Origin of the sequence: Moraxella cuniculi DSM 21768 (genome assembly GCF_900156515.1) — a bacterium.
Classification (GTDB): Bacteria; Pseudomonadota; Gammaproteobacteria; order Pseudomonadales; family Moraxellaceae; genus Moraxella; species Moraxella cuniculi.
In genome coordinates this window covers 14,088-32,567 of the sequence record NZ_FTNU01000014.1, presented here as the reverse complement: position 1 = coordinate 32,567, position 18,480 = coordinate 14,088, and the positions used below count along the sequence as shown (strand labels likewise).

Below are 18,480 nucleotides of genomic sequence, written 5' to 3'. Positions count from 1 at the left end.
GGCTGTTTTGCTAACATGATACGCTGACTGCGGTTGGTAATTTGGGTATTTTATGTCTTTGTATTCTTATTTTAAACTTCATGAAAGAGGGTCAAATCCTCGCCAAGAGCTAATTGCAGGCTTGACGACTTTTTTGGCGATGGTGTATTCGGTGATTGTTGTGCCAAATATGCTATCGCAGGCAGGGTTTGATGCAGAGTCGGTATTTGTGGCGACTTGCTTGGTGTCAGGTCTTGGCTCGATTTTGATTGGGCTGTGGGCAAATGTACCGATGGCGATTGGCTGTGCGATTTCGCTGACGGCGTTCACGGCGTTTAGCTTGGTGCTGGGGCAGGGCGTGAGCGTACCTGTGGCATTGGGGGCGATTTTTTTGATGGGGGTGGTCTTTAGTGTGATTTCCATCACAGGGGTGCGTGCGTGGATTTTGCGAAATTTGCCATCAAGCATCGCACACGGTGCTGGCATTGGCATTGGGCTGTTTTTGCTATTGATTGCTGCCAATGGCGTGGGGCTGGTGGTAAAAAATGACGCAGGTCTGCCTGTGATGATGGGTGAGTTTGTCTCTTTGCCTGTGCTGTTGTCGCTGCTTGGGCTGGCGGTGATTATCGGGCTTGAAAAATTGCGTATCAAGGGCAGTATTTTGTGGGTGATTATCGCCATTACGCTGATTGGTTTGGTGATAGACCCTGCGGTAAAATCAGATGGTATGCTATTAAAAATGCCAAGTTTTGGCGAGAATTCGCTGTTTTTGCAATTGGACATTGTCGGGGCGTTAAATGCAGCAATCCTGCCTGTGGTGTTTGCTTTGGTTATGACGGCAATTTTTGATGCTACTGGGACGATTCGAGCGGTGGCAGGACAGGCTGAGCTGCTTGATAAGGACGGTCAAATCATCGGCGGTGGTCGTGCTTTGACTTCAGACTCGCTTTCCAGCGTGTTTTCGGGAATTTTTGGCACAGCACCAGCGGCGGTGTATATCGAATCAGCCGCTGGTACGGCAGTTGGCGGCAAGACAGGCTTGACAGCAGTTGTGGTTGGTGTGTTGTTTTTGTTGATGGTGTTTTTTCAGCCGCTGGCTTTTTTGGTGCCAAGCTACGCCACCGCACCTGCCTTGATGTATGTGGGCTTATTGATGCTTAGCAATGTCGCTAGGCTTGATTTTGACGATTTTGTCGGTGCGATGAGTGGTTTGATTTGTGCAGTATTTATTGTGCTGACGGCAAATATCGTTACAGGCATTATGCTGGGCTTTGCCTCGCTGGCCGTTGGTCGTGTGGTGGCAGGTGAGTTTAGCAAACTTAATATCGGCACGGTATTGATTGCGCTGGTGCTGGTGGCATTTTATGCACTTGGCTATGCGATATAAGTGATGCCTTGCAAGTTAAGACCCTATTGTTGCATAACAGTAGGGTTTTTGTTATTATCAGCAATGCTTGGTGTGTTAATTTATTAAGATTTTATAGATGGTACTTGTGATGTTGGTTTGGTGGTTGATTTATTGGTACAAATCCAAATTGACAGATGGTAAATATATGAAAAAATCAAACAAATGCTTGACGATGCTTATATTGGCTTTTGGCATTGATAGCACCGCACAAGCTGCTGATTGGACGCCTGTATTTAGCCAGTGGCAGCGTGATTGCTTGACGCCGCATAAGGTGCAGACAGCCATCGAAAAATCCGCCACAGCAGGTCGTTTTGTTACCACATCGGTGGCAAAATCTGCCAAAAATGGCGTGTATCGCCACCTGCCACGAGCCTACCGCCGAGATTTATTGCCCGCCTATCGTGAATCTGTGGTGTATGATGGCACGATTAAAGATAGGCATGGTTTTGTGGTCATTCCGCTAAAAAATGCCACTTTTGCCAATGTCAAAATCAAGAGTTTTGCGTTTTATAACAATAACTTAATCAGACACTATCGGCTAAATTTTGGCAAGATAGATGAGCCAGCCAAACAGCGAATTTACCACGCTTTTGCCCAAGATACCATGACGAATCAGTCGATTGATGCCGATGTTGCCAGCGTGCAGATAAATCAGTCAGGCGAGCTGGTTGTGCTGTGTACCGTGCCGCTGTCTGGCTAGGCTTCGCTGGGCGTGGCGACTGGTGTGGACTTGGTTAGAGTAGCCCAAGTAGCTCATGATAGATGGTAATAAGGTGCTGTTTGTCGTGGGCTTTGTTGTTGTCAAGCCAAGCACCGTCAATGGCGTAGCCAATGGCGATATGCCTTGGTTCACCATCTGTTGCGGCAAACTGTCGCTGTTTTTGCGATAACCATGCCTGCCACTTTGTCTGTAGTAGAGCGTCAGCACTGATGGCACGAATCAGACCTGACCAGTCGCTGCCAATGCCGATTGTCTCATCGGTGAATGCAACTTGCAGATAGGCTTTGGTGAATTTGCCACTGCTGGCATCATTGTCATCGATTTTTGCCATGATGGCGGTGTTTAGCTGGGCGATAAAAAGCTCAATTACTGCAATTAGTAAGTCATCTTTGTTCTTAAAATGATGAAATAATCCGCCTTTACTCACCCCTGCCAAGTCGGCGACTTTTTGCATTGACAGATTGCCAATGCCTTCTTGCACCATCAAATTTTTGGCAGCCATAATCAATGCGTGTCGCAGCTGTTCTGGATTATTTTTGCGTTTGTTTGTTTGGGGCTGGGGGTTGTTTGGCGTTGTGTCTGTGTCAAATGTCAATAAGTCGGTCATCATCTTACCCTTAAACTGTTTGGCGGCGTGTTGCTGATTGTGATAAATTATAGGTTTGTTTTATCAATCATGATGGTGGTTTATTATTTATATAAAACTAACTATTTATTAATATATAAAAATAAATAAGCATAAAAATTACCATCATCATTGACAGAATTGCAAATAAAACCAACTGGTCGGTATTTTATAAAATTTGTCAGCACTTGGCAAGCGTATTTGATAATTTGGGCAAAATATCACAACAAAGCATCTGGCAGTTAGCTGTCAGTTTTGAAAAATTGTGGTACAATGACGGTGAGAGATTTTATTTTCCTTAGCAAAAAAGGTGTGGCATGACTGACAAAAAAATTCCCCATGTACTGATGATTTTGGACGGCATTGGTCATCGTGAAGACCCTAGAGATAATGCTGTGTTGGCGGCTGCTACGCCGAATTTGGACGCTTTGACAGCCAGCTGTCCGCATGGGTTGATTTCAGGTTCGGGGCTTGATGTTGGCTTACCTGATGGACAGTTTGGCAATTCAGAAGTTGGGCATATGAACCTTGGGGCTGGCCGTATCTTGTTTCAGGATTCAACCCGCATTATGAATGATATCGCCAGTGGTGGATTTTTTGCTAATACTGTACTGACCGATGCCATCAATACCACAATTGATAACGAAGGGGCGGTGCATATTTTGGGGTTGTTGTCTGATGGCGGTGTTCATGCACACATTGACCATATTCAGGCAGCAGCAAGGTTGGCGTTGACACAGGGAGCGTTGCAGGTATTTGTGCATGCTTTTTTGGATGGGCGTGATACACCACCACAGTCAGCCAAGCAATACATCACACAGATTGAGGCAGCGTTTGATGAACTTAATGCAGAGTTTGACGGTACTGCCAAAATCGCCAGTGTGATAGGTCGTTTTTATGCGATGGATCGTGATAAACGCTGGGATCGTGTGCAGGCGTGCTATGAGTTATTGACCGAAGCCAAAGCGGTGCGTACCGCCACAAGTGCATTACAGGCAGTTGATTTGGCTTATGCCGCCGAGCAGACAGATGAGTTTGTGCAGGCGACCATCATTGATGATAATGGCGTGATTTGTGATAATGACGGCGTGATTTTTATGAATTTCCGTGCCGATAGGGCAAGAGAGCTGAGTTTGGCGTTTGTTGATCCGTCATTTGCAGGATTTGTGCGTCATATCAACCCTGAACTGTCGGCTTTTGTGATGCTGACCAAATATTCCGATGAGCTGGCAGATAACCCAAAAACCAGCATTGCCTACGAGCCAACCAGTCTAAGCAACACGCTGGGCGAATATCTACAAAACCTTGGCAAAACCCAGCTACGCATTGCCGAAACTGAGAAATATGCCCATGTTACCTTTTTCTTTAGTGGCGGCCGCGAAGAGCTGTATGAGGGCGAAGAGCGGATTTTGGTCAATAGCCCCAATGTTGCCACTTATGATCTAAAGCCTGAGATGAGTGCTTTTGAGGTTACTGATAAATTAACAGCAGCCATCGATTCTGGCAAATACGATGTATTGATTATTAATTATGCCAATGGCGATATGGTTGGCCATTCGGGTGTTTTTGAGGCAGCAGTAAAAGCCGTGGAGGCGGTTGACAGCTGTATTGGCAGAGTGGTTGAGCATGTAAGGGCTGCGGGCGGTCATTTGCTCATCACTGCCGATCATGGCAACTGCGAACAGATGCAGGACTATGAAAGTGGGCAGGTGCATACACAGCACACTACTGAGCCTGTGCCGTTTATTTATGTTGGTGATAAGCCATTGGCGGTGCGTGATGGTGGTAGATTGTGCGATGTTGCCCCAACCATCTTGCACTTGATGGGGCTGGATAAGCCAGAGCAGATGACTGGCGAGAGCTTGCTTGTTGAACGCACTTCATAAGTCAGATTGTCTTTGTCATCAGTGCCTATAATTGGCGTTGTTATAAAAATTAATAAAATCAAAGGGTTGTTTGATATGAAGCCAACCATACTGATAACAGCGGTAGCGATGGGATTTGCCATGACAGCAAGTGCAAATACAGCTTCATCGCCAGTGATTTTGCCGACTGCTTCTGGTGAGTCAGAATCATCATTGCAGGTATTGGATGCCGAGCCAAATCAGCTGTACGGCATCAGTGGCTTGCACGCTGGTCGTGTGCCGCTAAATACCATCAGCCCTTTGACGCTCAAAACCTTTGTGCAGGCGGTGGATTTGATGCGGCGAGAATATGTTGAGCCTGTTGATGATGAATTATTATTCCAGCAAGCAATGCGAGGTATGCTAACAGGCATCGATCGCAATGCTGAATTTCTTGATGAGACGGCATTTGCCAACCTTAACTCATTCACCACGGGCAATGTGGCAGGCGTTGGTCTAAAAGCCACATACAAACCCAGCGAGGCTCATTGGGTGGTTGATGAGGTTGCTGCCGATTCACCTGCCAAGGCAGCAGGCATTGCTGTGGGTGATTATTTGCATCAGATTGGCGACATTAAACTCAATCAATCCCAGAGTGATAATGATATTATCCAGTTGCTAAATGGCATTGCAGGCACCAGTGTTGATGTTACTTATTCGCGTGCAGGACGGTCAAAGCAGACCAGTAATTTGTTACGCAACCAAATGCAAAAAAGCACCATTGAGATTTTGACCCAAAACAACATTGCCATCATCAAATTGCCAGTTTTTCAGAATAACACGCGTCAAGAGATTGTTGATCGCTTGCAATTGATTAGCACACCGATACAAGGCGTGGTAATTGATTTGCGTAATAACCCTGGCGGGGTGCTTGATGCTGCGGTGGAGGTGGCATCATTATTCATGCGAAAAAAGGTCGTAACCCAAGTGCAAAATCGCACAGGCATTGAGCGTGTGCTGGAGACGCAAGGGTCGCCAATTTTGGAATCCATGCCTGTGATTATTCTACAAAACCGCTATTCGGCATCAGCAGCCGAAGTGCTATCGAGCAGTTTGCAGACACATGGCAGGGCGTTAATTGTCGGTGAGACCAGTTATGGCAAAGGCTCGGTGCAATCAATCGTGCCAATTGGACGCAATCAAGGCATTAAGCTGACCACGGCACGCTATTTAACACCAAAAGGTGGCAAGATTGACAAAATCGGCGTTGTGCCAGATGTGTCATTTGAGCCTGTTATAAGTGATGAAGCTGGCGATGAGTGGTTGCAGCTTAGCCTAAATCTCATGGAGCAAGCCAAAGCGAGTAATCAGTAATCGATAGCCTTGTTTGCCAATGACAGATTGCAAAATGCACAAGTGGCATTGGCGTGGTGATTTGACTTAAGCTCATTGAGCCTGCACCAAGCCATGCCGTATGGCAAGATGCGTAAGCTTAACATCGCTATCAACACCGAGCTTTTCAAAAATACGATAGCGGTAAGTATTGACAGTTTTGGCACTGACAAATAACTGATCGGCAATCTGCTGAGTGCTTTGACAATTTACCACCATCATCGCTACCTGCTTTTCTCGTTCGGAGAGTGTATCAAAAGGGGAGTGGCTTTGTTCGCCCAATACCACTTCAGCCAGTTGTTCGGCAACATCGTGGCTAAAATAACGCGAGCCTGCATGAACCTTTTTGATGGCACGAATCATTTCGTCAAGTGGCGTGCCTTTGGTAATGTAGCCATTGACACCTGCCTTTAATAGCATGGACGGATAGGGCTGGGAGGAGATGCCAGAGATTGCCAAAATTTTAATATTGGCATCAAATTGCTTGATGCGGCGAGTTGCTTCAATGCCATCAATATTGGGCATATTGACATCAAGCAGCACCACATCAATGGGTATTTTGCGAACTTGTAGCACAGCACTGTCGCCATCGGCCGCCTCGCCGACCACCTCAATATCAGGGTCGTCATCTAGCATGCGAGCAATGCCCATACGCACCAAATCATGATCGTCAGCAATCAAAACTTTAATACTCATTGCAATCCTTGTTATCAAGCCAAAATTGTGGCGTAATTTGCTACTATAAACGCACTGCCTTGCAGACAATATTGTCTGCTCTTTTGAATAATTAGCACGCCATGATTTATTCATTATACACAGCGATTATTAATATTTTCTAAAAATAATCTGTTGTATATCGGCGTATCACAAAAAAGAACCCAAGCGATAAACTTGGGTTCTTGTATGGGTCAAATTAGCCCTTTAGTGCTTTGATGGCAGCATTTAGGCGGCTCTTATGGCGAGCAGCTTTGTTTTTGTGAATGATGCCTTTGTCAGCCATGCGATCGATAACTGGCACAGCTTTGTTGTAGGCTTCGGTTGCCAATTCGTATGATTTTGCCTCGATGGCAGCATTAACGCGTTTGATAAAAGTACGCACCATCGAACGCTGAGAAGCGTTGTGTTGGCGACGCTTGGTGTTTTGACGAGCACGCTTACGAGCTTGTGCAGAGTTTGCCATGATAAATCCTTAAAAGTTTAAGTATTAAAATAAAAAAGTGGGTGCAATACGCTTGAGGATAGCGTACGGCTTGGACAATTAACAACATATCTTACCAAAATCTTGCACAACTCTCAATATATAAATTGAGCCATCGTGCAAATTTTCTTGATAAATGCGTAAAATTTTTACAAATTGGCAGTGTTGTGCTTATTTTCACAAAAATCTGTGCTAAAATATTAGTTTTTATTGGTCTTATTGACAAATATTGGGTCAAGTGCCAAACAAAAAGGAAAGCGGCATTGATGAAAACAAAGGCAATTTTGATTGGTAGCTCTGGGCGTGTCGGACAGGCATTGGCACAGCAGTTGGCGGTGTTATACGAAACGGTGATTTTGATTACCCGCACGCAGCCTCGTGCCATCAGTGCTAATATGCAAGTGTATCATGTGGCGGATTTTCGTTCATTGGCAACCACCATTGAGGCGATGGCAATTGGTGCTGATACGGATGCTTTTAGTTGTCTTGGGGTGTCGCATACACAGGTGGCAAGCTCTGATGAATTTTATCAGGTGAATGTTCTTTATAATCTAGAATTTGCCAAAGCGTGCAAAAAAAAGGGCGTAACGCAGTTTTATTTTTTGTCAAAAGATGGCACCGATGCACCCAACCAAAATGACGAGCTGATTGCCAAGGCCGATGTGGAATATTATTTACGCACCTTAAGTTTTGACACTTTGGCAATTTTTCGCTTAAGTGGACTAACCCAAGCCAAGCAGGCTTTTGCACTAAAAAATGCTGCCAAAATGGGCGTAAATGCCCTAAAAAATAGCTTATCGCTACTTAATTTTAAGAAAAAACGCCCATTAAGTCCCGAGCAGGTGGCACAGTGCATGGCACTTTCTGCCTATGAGCATAATCATCAGCCGTCATTACGCACCCCAAATCAGGCAACCATCATCACCCATGAGCAGATGCTCAAAAGTGCAACAAAATCCGCCAAAGCACCAAAATAATCTTCGCGATATTATTTATCATAAACAAATCAACCATGCCTGATGTCTATTCGGCATAGGTTTGCTTATTTTGTCAATGAATTGTACAAACTTTGTGCAAATTTCTATAATGTTGTTGGCAAACGGCACAAACTGCATCGATTTTGATACAAAATTTGCCCATTTTGTGCTAAAATAATGCGTTATTTTGTTAATGAACAATCTTGATAAGTGATGATTTGCAAAACTGAACTTGGTGGCAGATTTGCTGATTATTGCATTTTTGACAAGGATTTTTTATGAGTGATTCGGTCAGCCCCATTGGCATTGTCGATGAATTAAAGCGGTCATATCTGGACTATGCAATGAGCGTCATCGTCTCGCGTGCTTTGCCCGATGTGCGTGATGGTCTAAAGCCTGTGCATCGCCGCATTTTGTACGCCATGCATGAGCTGGGCAATGACTACAATAAAAAATACCTAAAATCTGCCCGTGTGGTGGGCGATGTTATCGGTAAATATCACCCACATGGTGATACCGCTGTGTATGATGCCATCGTGCGTATGGCACAGGATTTTAGTTTGCGGTATATGCTGGTCAATGGTCAGGGTAACTTTGGCTCAATGGACGGCGACCCACCAGCAGCAATGCGTTATACCGAAATGAAAATGCAGAAACTCACGCACAAGATGCTTGCTGACCTTGATAAGGATACGGTGGATTGGGAGGATAACTACGATGGCTCGATGAAAATGCCAAGTGTGTTGCCTGCACGGATTCCCAATTTGCTGGTCAATGGTGCAGCAGGGATTGCCGTTGGTATGGCAACCAACATGGCACCGCACAACCTAACAGAGGTGCTAAACGCCTGCCTTGCTTATGCAGACAACCCAAATATCTCAACCGATGAGCTGATTACGCATATCTCGGGCCCAGATTTTCCGACGGGCGGTATTATCTATGGCAGAAGTGGCATTGTTGATGCGTATCGCACAGGTAAGGGTCGTTTGCATATTCGTGGTCGTTATCATATTGAACCGATGGGTGAAAGCGGTGCCAATAAAGACCGTGAACGCATTGTTTTTACCGAAATTCCCTACCAAGTCAATAAAGCAAATCTTATCAAGCATATCGCTGATTTGGTGAATGCCAAAAAGATTGAGGGTATTACCGAGATTCGTGATGAGTCTGACAAAGAGGGCGTGCGTGTTGCGATTGATTTACGCCGTGGCGAAAATGCTGAAGTGATGGTAAACAATCTATTTAGCCAGACACCACTTGAAACCAGCTTTAGTATCAACATGGTGGCACTGGATAATGGTCAGCCTAAGTTGATGACGCTAAAAGATTTGGTGGCGGCATTTATCCGTCATCGTCAAGAGGTGGTAACACGCCGCACGATTTTTGAGCTAAACAAAGCCTTGGTGCGTGGTCATTTGCTAGAAGGGCTGGCGATTGCTTTGGCGAACATTGATGAAGTTTTGGAGCTTATCAAAAACTCTGCCAACCGCAGTCAGGCACGGGATAATTTGTTGGCTCGCACTTGGCAGTCTGCTGGGGTGGTGGCGATGCTTGAGGCGGCTGGTGCGGACTCAATCCGACCCGAGATTATTGACGGTGAGGATTTGAATGCACCGTACGGCTTGATTGATGGTAAGACACGCTATCGTTTGTCGCCAGATCAGGTAAATGCCATCTTGGATATGCAGCTGCATCGCCTAACTGGCTTGGAGCAAGACAAATTAACTGGTGAATACCAAGAGATTTTGGGCGAAATTGCTCGTCTTAATCGCATTTTGAATGATTTTGAAGTGCTGATGGGTGTGGTGCGTGGCGAGCTTGTTGAGATTCGCGATGAGTTTGGCGATGAACGCAGAACAGACATTGTTGATGCTCGCCATGATTTTAACCGAGAGGATTTAATCCCTGAACAAACCGTCGTGCTGACAGTCTCTCGCACAGGCTATGCCAAAACGCAACCGATCAGCGATTACCAAGCCCAAAAACGAGGTGGCAAAGGTCGTTCGGCAACCGCCATGAAAGAAGACGATGTGATTGAGCATTTGTTAGTTACCAGCACCCATGCACATATCATGTGCTTTACCAATACAGGGCGTGTGTTTGGCTTGCGTGGGTTTGAGATTCCGTTGGCAAGTCGTGGCTCAAAAGGCCGTCCTTTGGTTAATCTTATCAACCTAGAGCCAGAAGAGTCGGTAACGGCGATTTTGCCTGTGGCGGATTTAAAAGACGAACAAAGTTTTGTATTTTTTGCAACAGCATCAGGCACAGTAAAACGAGTGGCATTATCGCAATTTGCCAATTTGCGTGCCAATGGTTTGCGTGCCATTGATTTGGCAGAAGGTGATACGCTTATCGGTGTGGCAATTACTGATGGCGAACAAGAAATTATGCTGTTTAGCAATGAAGGTAAAGCAATCCGCTTTAAAGAAAACAGCATTCGCACCATGAGCCGTATCGCCAAAGGTGTGCGTGGTATGCGTGTGAACCTGCTGGCAGGTGTTGATGATGAAGAGCCTATCGATGACGATACCGATGACGCCGATGATGGTTTTGCCGTTAGCCGTGTGGTATCGTTGGTGGTGGTGCCAGCATCAGGTGAGATTTTGTGTGCTTGTGAAAACGGTTTTGGCAAACGCACAGCGATTGAAGATTATCCAACCAAAGGCCGTGGCGGCAAGGGTGTGATTGCTATCAAAACTTCTGAACGCAACGGTCAGCTGGTCAAGGCGGTGGCGGTAACAGGTGAGGAAGATGTTATCTTAATCTCTGATAAAGGTACATTGGTGCGTACGCCTGTGGCTCAAATCGCAATCGCTGGACGCAACGCACAAGGCGTGAAGCTGATTCGCATCATGGACGAAGAGGTGCTTGTCGGCATGGCTTGTGTTGAGCATGAAGATGAAGAATCTGCCGATGAGAGCATTGAACCATCTGATAATGAGACTGCGGTGGAATAACTGGACAAACCCAAGCTGATGATGTTTGGGCTTGTTTATTGGGCAAACTGCCAGTGTTGCTACTCAGCTTAACTGGCGTTAGGGCGGTGTGTATGTTGCATTTATACCATTTGAAAAATTCTCGATCGTTTCGCGTTGTGTGGCTGCTTGAGGAATTAAAACTGCATTATCCGATAGATTATCAGCTGCACACCATAGATAGAGACAGCAAAACTTTGCTGGCACCTGAGTCATTGACCGAGATTCACCCAATGGGCAAAGCTCCGATTTTGCTTGATGACACCTTAGCAGTCGGTGAGCAGAGCATGGCAGAGTCGGCAGCAATTATTGAATATTTACTAACAAATTATGATACAAAAATGCAATTTCGCCCCAGTGAGGCTAAGCTGTGGCGTGATTATGTGTATTGGTTGCATTTTGCCGAAGGAACGCTGATGCCACCGTTGGTGATGGGGCTGATTTTACGAAAATCTGTCAAAAAATCCCCATGGTTTGTCAAGCCTGTGGCAAAAAAATTCACCACCGCCATCAATCATGCAGTTTTGGCAAAAAATATCACCAAAGCACTTGCAATGATAGAGACAACGCTTGATAAACAACCGTGGCTGGCGGAGCGGTTTAGTGCAGCGGATATTCAGATGTATTTGGCGGTATACGGTGCCAAACTTGCCAATAAAATAACCAGCAACCATCCAAATATCCAAGCATGGCTTGTCCGCTGTGAGCAAAGAGCAGCCTTTGTGCGTGCCAAAGAGCTGGCGGGTGAGCCATTATAATCATATTGTGCAATGAATCAATTAAACCATGTCTACCAATAATCAACCAGTTATACAATCAAGCAGCAATACCTTAATACGCCGTGTGGCTACCAAGATATTGGTGCTTTCGTTGTGCATAATGAGCTTTGTTGCAGGGTTTTTGGCACATCAGTCTCGGCAGATGAATTATTGCAAATCACTCAATCAAGAGCCTGTTGGTCAAGATGGTGTGATTGTATGCCAGCCAAGCCAATCCGCCAAAGTATCGCCATAGACTTACTGACTTGCTTGTGGGCGTTTGTAACTTTTGCTTTTTTGCCATGAATGTGCCAGTAAAATGCCCATCAAGCCAGTCTTAATCCTGCCTATTGCATTCATGCCAAAACCGCATCATGCCAGAGTAGCTCCGTAGGGTTTGGCGACTGGTTATTTTGTCAAAATCTCTGCCAAAGGTGCTTTGTTGTGCAGGGCGTCCCAGTGGTTTAGTGCTTGCAGGCGGCGTTTATAGATTTCACTCAAAAGCAGGCTGCGGCTATTTTTTTGCTGTTCATTTTTTAGCCAATCTTGAATCGCATTACATAAAATCTCAAAAAATAGCGGCCTGTTATCTTGCACTTTTTGGGTGATTTTGGTTTGGGTGAAATGCTGCCAATGCGTGGTCAGTTGTTGCTTGGTTTCATCACTCATGGCAGCGATAATGAAGTAAGCTCGCTGATTGGCATCAACTGTATCATCATAAACCAGCTCGTCAGGTAGGGCTTGTATGGTGGCGATGATTTCGCTCAGCATTGGGCTGGCAAGATTTTGCCAAGAGGGCAGTTCTGGTGGTGTGATTGCTTGATTTGTCAGCCGCTCCGACAGTGCCAGATGGGCTGTATCCATACCAGAGTTTGTGATGATATATGCCAAAGGGTCGGGCGTGAGCAGGGCTGGGTTGTGCAGCAGGTACAACCCTATCTCGCTGATGGTATCTGTGGCATCGTGCGTATAATCAATCACATCAACCGTGGAGCTTGGATAGCGGTTATTGCCCAGTGCTTTGATTTTTTGGTAGATATCACTGCTAAGCCACCATTTTAGGCTTGAGCCTTTGGGGAGTTGCTCGGTCAATTCACGTAGTGCCGCCATGGCATGAGCCTTTGATTCAGGGCGTGTCAGATCGTACTGGCTCGCCAAGACGCTGTATAGGTATGCCGATAAGCTAAGTGCCTTGTCAATGGCTTGACGCATGGCTTCTGCACCATGTGCCTGAATATAAGTGTCAGGGTCGTGATTGTCTGGCAGGATTAAAAAACGCAGTTCTTTGTCATCATACAAGATGGGAGCTGCCACCTCAAGCGTTCGCCATGCAGCACGCTGACCTGCATTATCACCATCAAAGCACAGGGTCAATTTGGGATTGTAGCGTAGCAGTCGTTCGATTTGTTTTTGATTGACTGCCGTTCCCATTGGAGCAACCGCCCCATAGATACCAGCTTGGTACAAGCTGATGACATCCATGTATCCCTCAACGACCAAATAATCACTGGCTTTTTGCTTGCGAGCTTCATAAAGCCCATATAAAATGTGCTGTTTTTGAAACACAGGCGACTCGCTGGAGTTGATGTACTTTGGCATTTCATCGCCCAAACTACGACCTGCAAAACCAATCACCCGACCCTGATTGTCTCTGATGGGAAAAATAACGCGATGCCTTAATAGGTCAAATGTGCGTCCATCGGTCTTGGATTGACGCACCAGACCCAGTATCTGCAAGCCCTCAAGGTCTTGGGGAAAAACCTGCTCAAGATGTTGCCAGCCTTCTGGTGCATAGCCCAAGCCAAAGGCAGTAATGGTCTGCTCGCTTAACCCTCGGTCAAGAAAATACTGCTTGGCAGCTGGAGTGCTGTGTAGCATAAATTGATAATACTGACAAATACTGTCAAGTAGGCTGTATAAATCACCCTGTGCTTGTTCTTGGGCAGGGGGCTGATTAGGCTGCCAATCTGTCGCTATAACAGTCGGTTTGTGATTGCTATCCTGTAGACTGGTATCGTCAAAATGGTGATGAGCTGCAGGATAAGGCTTTGCACCTTCGCTTTTTATTATTTTTTTATATTTTAGTTTTTTTTGATAATTATCGTCTTTTGGCAGCTCAATGCCTGTTTGTTCGGACAGATATGTTACCGCTTCAATAAAGCTAAATCGTTCAAAATCCTTTAAAAAACCAATGGCATTGCCTTTGGCATGACAACCAAAGCAGTAGTATAAATTGGTCTCGGGATTGACATAAAAAGAAGGGGTTTTTTCGCCATGAAAAGGGCAACACCCCTTAAATTCACGACCTGCTGGCTTTAAGGTGGTATGTTTGCCAATCATGCCGACCAAATCTGCTTGGCTGTTTAGCTGCTCAAGAAGTGTCTCTGGTATTTGCATGGTTGTCTTTGTTGTGGTACGCCTTGTCGCTTTGATGATACCAAAATTGGCACTTAACAATCGGTTGGGTGATTGTTAAGTGCTGGTTAATTATTGATTGTTGCGATTTGGTAGGGTCAAGCTATTTGCTTGCTCAATCACTTGCGTACGAGTTTGCCCATTGTATTGACCTTGATAGCCGTCTGTTTTATTGTTTGCTCGACCCAGCTTGCCAAAGCTGACAGCAGAGAGTAGTTTTTGACCGCGAGTTTTTGCTTGCGTATCGCTCAAACGCACCGAGCCATCTTGGTTTAGGTATTCTGGATAATTGATTTTTAACAAGGTTTTGTATTGGTTGGCGGTTTCTGTCAAGCCAAGATTGTCATTGGCATATGCCAAGATTGCAATTGCTTCTGGCACACCAGTTGAAGTTGGGTAGTATTGAAACACCCATTTGGCACGGTTGGCGGCAGCAACCAGTGCATCTCGCTTGACATACCAGCGTGCAGCAACCAGTTCATTTTCGGCAAATTCATTATAAATAGCAATCATGCGTTGGGCAGCATCACCAGCATAGGCACTGTTTGGATAATTGTTAAGTAAATTTTGAAAATCCTGAAATGCCAAACGCAAATAAGTGGTATCACGCTGTGCTTGGTCTAGATTGAATAAGCGTGAGGCTTTTGGGGCACCACCCATGTTGGTTACGCCTTGTACATACAGGGCATAATCTACCGACTGGCTGGTCGGATATAGGCGGATAAATTCAGCAGTGCTGGCAGTTACCGCCTCAAAATCATTGGCTTGATATTGTGCATAAATCAAGTCAAGCAAGGCTTGTTCGGCATATCGTCCTGTGGGGTAAAAGGTGCGAATATTGTTGAGGGCATCGATGGCTTCTCGGTTATAGCCCTTATCAAGTGCAGTGGTGGCTTCTTGATAATAGGCGGCATCGCTTTTTTCGGCAGTTGCAATGGTTTCTGGTTTTTTATCCAGCATTTTGCCGATACTGGTACAGCCACTGATGGCCAAGGTGCTGACAGTCATGGCGACCAGTAGGTTTTTGTGCGTTGTTTTCATGATAAATACTCGATGTTATTTTTAAATAAACTTTTGGCTAGTTTAGCATGTTTTTTGGACTAAGACAACGCAACACGCAATGATTTACTGATGGCTTGGCTGGTAGCGGTGCCAAACGGGTAAGTGTTTGTTTATTGTCCAAATATCAGGCATTGCTTTGATAGATTTGTCATATTGTGGTTTAAAATTCTTATCAAGACCCTATATAGATAAGATAATAGCCACAGGAGCGACCATGAGACAGCCAGCCACACGCAGCCAAATCCAGACCAATCAGCTTGCCAAACAGCTACAAGACGAAGCTCAATTAACAGGGGTAAATGTATCAGGCACACAAATCGGCAGTCAGGCATTTCAGATGGTAACGGAGTTTGAGCCATCGGGTGATCAGCCGACTGCCATCGCAAGCCTTGTTCGGGGGGTGGAGCAGGGTATGCATGGTCAGTTATTGCTTGGGGTTACTGGCTCTGGCAAGACCTACACAATGGCAAAGGTCATCGCCGAGTGCGGACGACCTGCGATTATCATGGCTCATAACAAAACTTTGGCAGCTCAGCTGTATGGCGAGTTTAAGGCGTTTTTTCCGCATAATGCCGTGGAGTATTTTGTCAGCTATTATGACTATTATCAGCCAGAAGCCTATGTGCCAGCCAGTGATACTTTTATCGAAAAAGACAGTGCGATTAACGATCATATTGACCAGATGCGATTGTCTGCTACTCGTGCGTTGCTTGAGCGGCGTGATGCGATTATTATTGCATCGGTATCGGCAATTTATGGCTTGGGCGACCCCGAAAGCTACCTAAAAATGCTGCTGCATCTGGTGGTGGGTGATAAAGTGGATCGTACCGCCATTATTAAGCGGTTGGTGGAGCTGCAATATGAACGCAATGAGCTGGATTTTGGGCGAGGTACTTACCGCATTCGTGGCGAGACTTTGGATATTTATCCTGCCGAGAGCGAAAGCCTTGCGGTGCGTGTGGCGATGTTTGATGACGAAGTGGAGAAAATCACTTGGTTTGACCCTTTGACAGGAAAAACCATCAAATCTGTGCCACGCATTACCATTTATCCAAAATCGCACTATGTTACCCCAAAAGACAAACTCATGGCAGCCTCCGAGACCATCAAGGCAGAGCTTGCCGAGCGATTGGAATATTTTCGCAGTCATGACAAATTGATAGAGGCACAGCGTATCAAAGAACGCACTCAGCATGATTTGGAAATGATTCAGCAGTTGGGCTATTGTAACGGTATTGAGAATTATTCTCGTCATCTGTCGGGCAGACCTGCAGGCGAGGCACCGCCAACTTTGTTTGACTACATTCCGCCTGACGCTTTGTTGTTTATTGACGAAAGCCATGTTACTGTGCCACAGATTGGAGCGATGTACAAGGGTGACAGAAGTCGCAAAGAGACGCTGGTAAATTATGGCTTTCGTTTGCCATCTGCATTGGACAATCGTCCGATGAAATTTGCCGAATGGGAGCGTATCGCTCCTTCTACCATCTATGTATCGGCAACGCCTGCCCAGTATGAACTCGAAAACAGCGAACAAGTGGTAGAGCAGGTGGTGCGGCCAACAGGGCTTGTCGATCCTGTGCTGGAGATACGCCCTGTATTGACGCAGGTAGATGATGTGCTGGGCGAAATTAATGCCCGAAAAGCAGTAGATGAGCGGGTGCTGATTACGGTTTTGACCAAACGCATGGCGGAGGATTTGACCAGTTATTTAAAGGAATACGGCATCAAAGTCGCTTATTTGCACAGTGATATTGACACTGTTGAACGGATGAAAATTATCCATGAATTACGCACAGGTGTGCATGATGTGCTGGTAGGGATTAACTTGTTGCGTGAGGGCTTGGATATGCCAGAGGTTTCTTTGGTGGCGATTTTTGATGCAGACAAGGAGGGTTTTTTACGCTCGGAGCGGTCGCTGATTCAGACCATTGGGCGTGCCGCTCGCCATGTCAATGGCAAAGCCATTCTATATGCCGATAGCATTACGCCAAGTATGCACAAGGCGATGGAAGAAACCGAACGCCGCCGAGCCAAGCAAATCGCCTACAATACCGAGCATGGCATCACGCCAAAATCCGCCACGCGTCAAATCACCGACAAGATTGACACGGGCGATGATGACAATACCGAAGTGGTGCAGATTGTTCTATCTAAGGCATTGCAAGGTGTGGACGAGAGCATTTTGCACTCACCGAAGCTGCTTGCCAAAGAAATTGCTCGTCTTGAAAAACAAATGCAGGCACTATCACGAGAGCTAAAATTTGAAGAAGCGATGAAAGTGCGTGATACGATGCTTGCATTGAAAGAATTGTTGGTGAAATAGCAGGTGTGGTTTTTAAATTTTACACCAAAAGGTGTGATGATTTTTATCATGGTAACTTTGCTTTTTTAGCAAATGGGGATTTTTGTATAAATAAAGAATTGGTTGATGGCAAAATGCAACTCTGCTCAGATCAATTGCCATATTTGTAAACATTGCTTTTGTCAAAAGAACTGGTTTTGTAATATGAGTACTATTGAAACCCACCCATTACCCCCATTTATTCCGCCCAATGCCAAGGTGCTGATTTTGGGCAGTTTTCCGCCACCAAAGCTGCGTTGGAAAATGAACTTTTATTATCCGAATTTTAACAATGATTTTTGGCGAATTATGGGTTTGGTATTTTTTGCCAATCAAGACAAATTCATTGATAAGCATAACAAAACATTTATCCAAGATAATATTGAAGATTTTCTAATAAATTATGGTATTGCCATCAGTGATACCGCTTATCAAATCAAACGCTTGCACAACAATGCTTCGGATAAATTTCTTGAAATTATCACACCGATGGATATCGCAGCGATTTTGGAAAAATTACCCAATTGCACCAGTATCATCACCACAGGCGAAAAGGCTACACAGATTCTATGTGAAACCTATGCTACAGCACCGCCAAAAGTTGGGCAATCGGTGGATTTAATAATCCATCAAAAGCCCATCGCTTTATACCGTCTGCCATCATCATCACGGGCTTATCCTTTACGCCTTGAGCATAAAGCGGAGAGTTATCGGCAGGCGTTTGCTGCAATTGGGCTGTTGTCGGATATGAGATGTTAGTTTGCTTTGGTGATGAATTTTGT

15 protein-coding genes are annotated in these 18,480 nt (G+C 45.4%); 10 read left to right on the top strand and 5 right to left on the bottom strand.

Features of this window, described 5'->3' with window-relative positions; translation table 11 throughout:
• Window positions 1-52 precede the first annotated feature (52 nt).
• Both BW928_RS08230 and BW928_RS08225 read left to right on the top strand, forming a co-directional pair.
• Window positions 53-1,366, top strand: coding sequence for an NCS2 family permease (locus BW928_RS08230; protein ID WP_076555751.1), 1,314 nt, complete (start codon window positions 53-55; stop codon window positions 1,364-1,366).
• Window positions 1,367-1,532: 166 nt separating this feature from the next.
• Complete coding sequence (locus BW928_RS08225; RefSeq protein WP_143821490.1) at window positions 1,533-2,087, top strand: hypothetical protein; 555 nt, start codon at window positions 1,533-1,535, stop codon at window positions 2,085-2,087.
• Between the two features lie 34 nt (window positions 2,088-2,121).
• Here the strand turns inward: BW928_RS08225 and BW928_RS08220 are convergent, their stop codons facing one another.
• Window positions 2,122-2,715, bottom strand: a complete 594-nt coding sequence (locus BW928_RS08220; RefSeq protein WP_076555749.1) for a TetR/AcrR family transcriptional regulator — start codon at window positions 2,713-2,715, stop codon at window positions 2,122-2,124.
• A gap of 335 nt (window positions 2,716-3,050) precedes the next feature.
• Between BW928_RS08220 and gpmI the strand changes: the two genes are divergently transcribed.
• Window positions 3,051-4,619: a 2,3-bisphosphoglycerate-independent phosphoglycerate mutase gene (gene gpmI, locus BW928_RS08215; RefSeq protein ID WP_076555748.1), complete on the top strand. Its 1,569-nt coding sequence runs from the start codon at window positions 3,051-3,053 to the stop codon at window positions 4,617-4,619.
• A 75-nt stretch (window positions 4,620-4,694) separates the two neighbouring features.
• Window positions 4,695-5,951 (top strand): S41 family peptidase, encoded by a 1,257-nt coding sequence (locus BW928_RS08210; RefSeq protein ID WP_078310226.1) that lies wholly within the window; start codon window positions 4,695-4,697, stop codon window positions 5,949-5,951.
• A gap of 72 nt (window positions 5,952-6,023) precedes the next feature.
• On the opposite strand, the gene BW928_RS08205 is transcribed toward BW928_RS08210, so the two are convergent.
• A complete protein-coding gene (locus BW928_RS08205) occupies window positions 6,024-6,665 on the bottom strand; it encodes a response regulator (protein ID WP_076555747.1) in 642 nt (213 codons plus the stop codon).
• A gap of 217 nt (window positions 6,666-6,882) precedes the next feature.
• The gene (rpsT, locus tag BW928_RS08200) at window positions 6,883-7,149 is read right to left on the bottom strand and encodes a 30S ribosomal protein S20 (RefSeq protein ID WP_076555746.1); all 267 of its coding nucleotides are present in this window, start codon (window positions 7,147-7,149) and stop codon (window positions 6,883-6,885) included.
• 284 nt (window positions 7,150-7,433) lie between these two features.
• Here rpsT and BW928_RS08195 point away from each other — a divergent pair, with 284 nt between their 5' ends.
• The 4 genes from BW928_RS08195 to BW928_RS08180 all read left to right on the top strand — a co-directional run bounded on the left by BW928_RS08195 (window position 7,434) and on the right by BW928_RS08180 (window position 12,133).
• On the top strand, window positions 7,434-8,144 hold the full coding sequence (locus BW928_RS08195; RefSeq protein WP_076555745.1) for an NAD-dependent epimerase/dehydratase family protein: 711 nt from the start codon (window positions 7,434-7,436) through the stop codon (window positions 8,142-8,144).
• Between the two features lie 278 nt (window positions 8,145-8,422).
• Entirely contained in the window at window positions 8,423-11,101 is a 2,679-nt protein-coding gene (gene gyrA / locus BW928_RS08190) for a DNA gyrase subunit A (protein ID WP_076555744.1), read from the top strand.
• 92 nt (window positions 11,102-11,193) lie between these two features.
• Complete coding sequence (locus BW928_RS08185) at window positions 11,194-11,877, top strand: glutathione S-transferase family protein (protein ID WP_076555743.1); 684 nt, start codon at window positions 11,194-11,196, stop codon at window positions 11,875-11,877.
• Between the two features lie 28 nt (window positions 11,878-11,905).
• On the top strand, window positions 11,906-12,133 hold the full coding sequence (locus BW928_RS08180; protein WP_227516577.1) for a hypothetical protein: 228 nt from the start codon (window positions 11,906-11,908) through the stop codon (window positions 12,131-12,133).
• Window positions 12,134-12,285: 152 nt separating this feature from the next.
• On the opposite strand, the gene dnaG is transcribed toward BW928_RS08180, so the two are convergent.
• Both dnaG and BW928_RS08170 read right to left on the bottom strand, forming a co-directional pair.
• Window positions 12,286-14,274: a DNA primase gene (dnaG, locus tag BW928_RS08175; RefSeq protein ID WP_076555742.1), complete on the bottom strand. Its 1,989-nt coding sequence runs from the start codon at window positions 14,272-14,274 to the stop codon at window positions 12,286-12,288.
• 90 nt (window positions 14,275-14,364) lie between these two features.
• Window positions 14,365-15,333, bottom strand: a complete 969-nt coding sequence (locus BW928_RS08170; protein WP_078310214.1) for an outer membrane protein assembly factor BamD — start codon at window positions 15,331-15,333, stop codon at window positions 14,365-14,367.
• Window positions 15,334-15,568: 235 nt separating this feature from the next.
• Here BW928_RS08170 and uvrB point away from each other — a divergent pair, with 235 nt between their 5' ends.
• Both uvrB and BW928_RS08160 read left to right on the top strand, forming a co-directional pair.
• Window positions 15,569-17,680 carry an excinuclease ABC subunit UvrB gene (gene uvrB / locus BW928_RS08165; RefSeq protein WP_076555741.1) on the top strand — a complete coding sequence of 704 codons (2,112 nt, stop codon included), beginning with the start codon at window positions 15,569-15,571 and terminating at the stop codon, window positions 17,678-17,680.
• Window positions 17,681-17,863: 183 nt separating this feature from the next.
• On the top strand, window positions 17,864-18,457 hold the full coding sequence (locus BW928_RS08160; protein WP_076555740.1) for a uracil-DNA glycosylase family protein: 594 nt from the start codon (window positions 17,864-17,866) through the stop codon (window positions 18,455-18,457).
• Window positions 18,458-18,480 lie beyond the last annotated feature (23 nt).

Bases quoted from the DNA above. Each gene is read 5' to 3' on its own strand.
- BW928_RS08210 (WP_078310226.1), top strand. From the start codon at position 4,695: ATGAAGCCAACCATACTGATAACAGCGGTAGCGATGGGATTTGCCATG.
- gyrA (WP_076555744.1), top strand. From the start codon at position 8,423: ATGAGTGATTCGGTCAGCCCCATTGGCATTGTCGATGAATTAAAGCGG.
- rpsT (WP_076555746.1), bottom strand. From the start codon at position 7,149: ATGGCAAACTCTGCACAAGCTCGTAAGCGTGCTCGTCAAAACACCAAG.
- BW928_RS08185 (WP_076555743.1), top strand. From the start codon at position 11,194: ATGTTGCATTTATACCATTTGAAAAATTCTCGATCGTTTCGCGTTGTG.
- uvrB (WP_076555741.1), top strand. From the start codon at position 15,569: ATGAGACAGCCAGCCACACGCAGCCAAATCCAGACCAATCAGCTTGCC.
- BW928_RS08220 (WP_076555749.1), bottom strand. From the start codon at position 2,715: ATGACCGACTTATTGACATTTGACACAGACACAACGCCAAACAACCCC.
- BW928_RS08205 (WP_076555747.1), bottom strand. From the start codon at position 6,665: ATGAGTATTAAAGTTTTGATTGCTGACGATCATGATTTGGTGCGTATG.
- BW928_RS08230 (WP_076555751.1), top strand. From the start codon at position 53: ATGTCTTTGTATTCTTATTTTAAACTTCATGAAAGAGGGTCAAATCCT.
- BW928_RS08180 (WP_227516577.1), top strand. From the start codon at position 11,906: ATGTCTACCAATAATCAACCAGTTATACAATCAAGCAGCAATACCTTA.
- gpmI (WP_076555748.1), top strand. From the start codon at position 3,051: ATGACTGACAAAAAAATTCCCCATGTACTGATGATTTTGGACGGCATT.
- dnaG (WP_076555742.1), bottom strand. From the start codon at position 14,274: ATGCAAATACCAGAGACACTTCTTGAGCAGCTAAACAGCCAAGCAGAT.
- BW928_RS08160 (WP_076555740.1), top strand. From the start codon at position 17,864: ATGAGTACTATTGAAACCCACCCATTACCCCCATTTATTCCGCCCAAT.
- BW928_RS08195 (WP_076555745.1), top strand. From the start codon at position 7,434: ATGAAAACAAAGGCAATTTTGATTGGTAGCTCTGGGCGTGTCGGACAG.
- BW928_RS08170 (WP_078310214.1), bottom strand. From the start codon at position 15,333: ATGAAAACAACGCACAAAAACCTACTGGTCGCCATGACTGTCAGCACC.
- BW928_RS08225 (WP_143821490.1), top strand. From the start codon at position 1,533: ATGAAAAAATCAAACAAATGCTTGACGATGCTTATATTGGCTTTTGGC.